Genomic DNA, 4,166 nt, shown 5'->3' on the forward strand with positions numbered 1-4,166 from the left:
GAGCAAAGCGGATTTAGACGGATGAAATTTAGTGAGATCAAGGGCGGCAAAGACGACGCGAGCGACGGTAAAGAAGGCGGTGCAGAAGAGAGCGAAGAAGACTTATATATAACTTGTAGCGAAGAGGAGAGAAACGAGGCTAGAGCCAAGGTAAAGCTCATAAAAGAGTATGAGGCGGCTATAAAAAGCGGCGTGTCATGTAAAAAATTTTGCGAGGATAGTGGGATAAGCTCGGCAAGCTTTTTTAGATGGCAAAGCGCTTATAGAAGTAAAGGTTTAAGAGGCCTGATAGATAAGCGCGGCAAGAAGCGAGGCGTGTATAAGCTCGAAGAATGGATGAAGGAGTTTATCCTAACGAATTTCAGAAAATACGGAGCCGGAGATTTTAACATTACTCAGCTTTGGAAAGATCTGCACGCATACTACGGTCAAAAGAGCGGGGAATTTAGCCGCGAAGAGTTTTTGGGTGGCAAGGTAAAGCCCTTTTTCGATACGGGCGTGGTGCGTAGATTTATAAAGGAATACTATAAAAACAGGCCTTTAGAGTATGCGATGATAACCAAGGGCGAAGATAAAACAAATAGCGCCTACGAGCCTGCATCGGGCAAACAAGCCGTATATGTGACCAGGCGAAATCAGCTTTGGCAGATAGATAGCTCGAAACTCGACGTCATCGTAAGAGACGGCGAGGGAGGCGTGCAGATAAGACCCGCAATACTCTCGATCATAGACGTATATAGCGGACGCTGCGTAGCTACGCTAGCAGAAACCAGCAACTCCCTAGCTCTAACTCGCCTACTTTGGAGAGCCATAGAGACGTTAGGAAAGCCCGAGTGTATTAAAGGGGACAACGGTATGGACTATCTAAGCGATGCATTTACGAATTTGATAGAAGGTCTAAACATAGACTACGATCACGCCAGAGCCTATAAAGGAAAAGATAAAGCCTTCGTAGAAAGGCACTTCGGGACTATCCAAAGAAGCATAATGGCTCATACTCCTGGATACATAGGAGGAAGCCTGGCGGCGCGAGAGAGGATCGAGCAAAGGACGCCTAAAAAGGATAGGAAAGATAAAGACGAGTTCGGTCATAAGGTAAAAACAAACCAAAAGTATCTTTTGACCTACGAGGATATGAAAAAACGCTTTGAAACGGCTGTTTTGGAGTGGGATATAACCGACATCAAGCGCAAAAAGACTGCGCCGATAAAGCTATGGAACGCAGATGCTACGCCTCTTAAAGGAGTTAGATATGAAGAATTTATACTATTTGCGGGCTTTAAGGGCGTGTATCCAGTAACAAAAAAAGGCGTCACGGTAGAGGGCATAACGTATTCGAGCAGAGATATGCTCGAAGTGAAATCAAAGGTAAGAGTATGCGTAAATATCGACGACGTAACCGAGGCGTTTATATTTACCGAAGGTGGCAAATTCGTCTGCAAGGCTAGAGATATCAAAAAACTAAATTTCAGCGCGGAGGAATTTAGTGCGATAGGTAAGACCCATAGCTCACGAATGAAGGCGATAAGAAAAGCTATGAAAGCCGCCGAAGTAAGCGAATTTACAAGGACGAACGTCAATTACGATCTGCAAGTAGCCAAAGCCTATCATCAAGATAGCCTCAAAAAGGAAAATAGGATATATGAAGAAAATCCAAACCTGATAGGCGTAGCTCAGATTATAAAAGAGCAAGACGCGATAAATAGTATCAAAAGCAAAGCATTCGACTATGAGAGTCTGCCTGAAATTTCTACCGAACCTAAAAATAAAAAGAAATTTTCCGTAGACGACGCCATAGAGATAGCAAGCGGAGAATAAAAATGTTTTCAAGGTCGTTTAAAGTCCTATTAAACGGCGTTTAAAACATTTAAAAACAAAATTAAAAGGAGGAAAAATGCAGTTAGCAGACAGAATAAAAGACTTCATCGAAGCTAATAAAACAAGCGGTATGAGTCAGAACAAATTTGCTACGGCGTTGGGAATAAATCCCGCGTATATCTCGGGATATATAAAGGAAGGCTCTAGCTACAAGTATGCTGATAAAGTAGAAGAGCCAGCTAAGAACTATCTTGACAATTTTATCCAAAAAGTGGACGTTTTACAAGACGAGCTACCTTTCGTAAAAACTAAGGACGTCAAAAGTATACACGCGGTGATCGGCTGGGCAGTACAAGATAGAGATATGGCAATGATAAGCGGAGTAGCTGGCAGCGGAAAGACTAGGGCCGTGCGCGAATACGTAAAAACGCATCCCGATAGCATTCTAATCGAAGCCACCATCAACACGTCCGCAAAGAGCCTTTTTAAAATTTTAGCCCGCGAGCTCGGACTAAACGACAAAGGAAGCATAGACGAGCTAATACGTCAAAGCGCGGAAGCTCTAAAAAAGGTAAGCAGAACGATCATTATAGACGAGGCCGAGCATTTGCCTTACCGCGCGCTTGAAAGCTTGCGCAGGATGCACGATTTTAGCCGCGCTACTCTGGTACTCGTGGGCACAAACAAGCTGCTCATAAATTTAACAGCTTCAAAGAGTGGAAACGAGCTAGAGCAGCTAAGCTCGAGAGTCGGAAATAAATGGATACTAGGCGGACTTTCCTATGTAGACGAAGACAAGAAAAAAATAAGAGACGACCTAGAAGCAGTTTGCAAAAACTTCGGCGTAACGCAAAAACCGTGCATCGATCTAATAGAAGCGCTAGCTAAAGGAAATTTCAGAAAGACCGAAAAGCTGCTAAGAAGGGCGAAGATGCTAAGCGAATACGCAAAGACCCCTATAAACGAAGACGTAGTCAAAGAGGCTACAAAGATGTTGCTTTTATAGTTGTAACGGTTGTAATAGTTGTAAGGAGTAAAAAATGATAGATATAAATCCTCTTGAAAATCGCGCGGTGGAGCGAACACAAGCGGCTGGGCTAGTTAGGCTGGTGAGAGAATTTGAAGAGAAAGGATTTGAAATGAGAGTAAGTGCTAAAGGCGAACTATGGGGCATAAGGCGCGCAAGCATGATAAAGGGCCAAAAGGCCGACTACTCAAAGAGTATGTTTAAACTGGTGGGTAAATATATCGTAAGAACCGCCGACGGCAAAGTGATCGATACGGCAGCTTAAATTTGATTTTTCGGGAGCTCTGCGGAGCTTCCTATAAAGTTAAATTTTAAGAAAGGAGAATAAATGAAAACAGCGAGATTAGTGTTTGTTTCTACTCCCTACGCCAGTATCGAGTGCAAAGATCGGGACAGAAACTACTACGCTAAGCAAATAGCGCAGCAGGCTTGCGCTATCGTCAGAGCTAACGGCTACGAGCCTATCTCGCCCGTACTTGCGTGGATGGACGTATATAGTGAGCTTGAGAGAGATCGCATAATGAAAAACTGCGAAGAACTGCTTAGAGTGTGCAGCTACTACTACAGCCATTCGTGCAAATGGAGCGACAAGAGTAAAGGCATGGCACAAGAGGCGGCATGGGCTAAAGAATACGGCCTAAGCGAGCTTAAATTTAGCTTGTTTGAGTGATGGCGCTTGAGTTTAAAAATCATAAAAAAAGCCAAAGCAAATTTACCAGTTTGCATGGTCTATGGGTATGTCGCAAAGCTTAAATTTGCGATGAAATTTAAAATACTTGAAAGGAGAACGTCAGATGATGAAAGCCGTGTCAATGCTAGCGGGTCTAAGCCTAGCGCTAAACGATACTAGCGTGCTAGGCGGCGCGCCGATGCTAACGCCGACCAAAGCGAGAAGAAGTAAGGCGGCTTTTGCAAAAAGCGCGGTAACCGCCGGCGCAAAGCACAAAAGCCAAGAAATAAGAGCAAACAGAAGAAAAGCAAAAATAAGGAGTAAAAGATGCAAATAAATAGTTTTAGCGACGTAGACGTTACTTTAAAAAGACTATGCGAGGTAAGCGTAGGGATAGAGAAGATAAACGGAGAAGTAACGATTGAATGCAACCGTATAAAAGAAGCCAGAAAGAGCGAAGTTGAAAGACTAGAGAGTGAAAAAAGCTTTTTAGAGCAGCAAATAACTCTTTTTTGCGAGGATAATAAGGCTGAATTTGCCGAAAAACGCTCAAAAGAATTTACCTTCGGCGAGATCGGATACCGCATAAGTAAGAGTGTAAGAATACCTAATGTAAAAGCCAAGCTTGAAAGTTTGTTAAGCTCAATAAAG

The 4,166-nt window shown here is 43.3% G+C and carries 7 protein-coding genes; all 7 read left to right on the forward strand.

The window, feature by feature from the left end:
• Window positions 1-1,818: DDE-type integrase/transposase/recombinase (locus UNSWCS_RS06185; RefSeq protein ID WP_051267830.1), on the forward strand; the 1,818-nt coding region annotated here is incomplete at its 5' end.
• Window positions 1,819-1,894: 76 nt separating this feature from the next.
• A complete protein-coding gene (locus tag UNSWCS_RS06190) occupies window positions 1,895-2,824 on the forward strand; it encodes an AAA family ATPase (RefSeq protein WP_021087791.1) in 930 nt (309 codons plus the stop codon).
• A gap of 34 nt (window positions 2,825-2,858) precedes the next feature.
• On the forward strand, window positions 2,859-3,110 hold the full coding sequence (locus tag UNSWCS_RS06195) for a hypothetical protein (protein WP_021087787.1): 252 nt from the start codon (window positions 2,859-2,861) through the stop codon (window positions 3,108-3,110).
• A gap of 63 nt (window positions 3,111-3,173) precedes the next feature.
• Window positions 3,174-3,515: a hypothetical protein gene (locus UNSWCS_RS06200; RefSeq protein WP_021087789.1), complete on the forward strand. Its 342-nt coding sequence runs from the start codon at window positions 3,174-3,176 to the stop codon at window positions 3,513-3,515.
• Between the two features lie 6 nt (window positions 3,516-3,521).
• Window positions 3,522-3,695: a hypothetical protein gene (locus UNSWCS_RS11835; RefSeq protein WP_021087790.1), complete on the forward strand. Its 174-nt coding sequence runs from the start codon at window positions 3,522-3,524 to the stop codon at window positions 3,693-3,695.
• Window positions 3,643-3,852: a hypothetical protein gene (locus UNSWCS_RS06205; RefSeq protein ID WP_035143634.1), complete on the forward strand. Its 210-nt coding sequence runs from the start codon at window positions 3,643-3,645 to the stop codon at window positions 3,850-3,852. Before UNSWCS_RS11835 ends, UNSWCS_RS06205 begins: the two co-directional genes overlap by 53 nt.
• Window positions 3,843-4,166: host-nuclease inhibitor Gam family protein (locus tag UNSWCS_RS06210; RefSeq protein WP_035143636.1), on the forward strand; the 324-nt coding region annotated here is incomplete at its 3' end. The genes UNSWCS_RS06205 and UNSWCS_RS06210, both read left to right, overlap by 10 nt.

The organism is Campylobacter concisus UNSWCS (genome assembly GCF_000466685.1).
In the GTDB taxonomy this organism is placed as follows: domain Bacteria; phylum Campylobacterota; class Campylobacteria; order Campylobacterales; family Campylobacteraceae; genus Campylobacter_A; species Campylobacter_A concisus_A.